The sequence below is a fragment of the Gilvimarinus gilvus genome (assembly GCF_030518155.1).
In the GTDB taxonomy this organism is placed as follows: domain Bacteria; phylum Pseudomonadota; class Gammaproteobacteria; order Pseudomonadales; family Cellvibrionaceae; genus Gilvimarinus; species Gilvimarinus gilvus.
The window spans coordinates 1-318 of record NZ_JAULRU010000482.1; the positions used below are offsets into that span (position 1 = coordinate 1).

The window sequence follows — 318 nt, forward strand, 5'->3', positions numbered from 1 at the left end:
CATGGCAGTCACGAATCAGCTCTGGACGTTTACAAGTGCCCCCTGAGATTGATCTTTTCGCTATCGAGCGTGGCTCCATAACAGCCCCCGCAGGTTGTGGAAAAACGCAATTGATTGCCGAGACGCTCATCGCGCATACGCAGAGCAAACCCATCCTCGTCTTGACACATACGAACGCCGGCGTTGCGGCCTTACGGGCGCGCCTGAGACGAGCCGGTGTTCCTAACTCCGCATATCGAGTCTCCACCATTGACGGATTCTCGATGCGCCTGATCGCTAAGTTCCCAGCGCGAAGCGGCCATAACCCGCAGATCCTAC

The 318-nt window shown here is 56.9% G+C and carries 1 protein-coding gene; it reads left to right on the top strand.

What is annotated here, in order from left to right; genetic code table 11:
• Window positions 1–318: UvrD-helicase domain-containing protein (locus tag QWI17_RS09000; RefSeq protein WP_302722178.1), on the top strand; the 318-nt coding region annotated here is incomplete at both ends.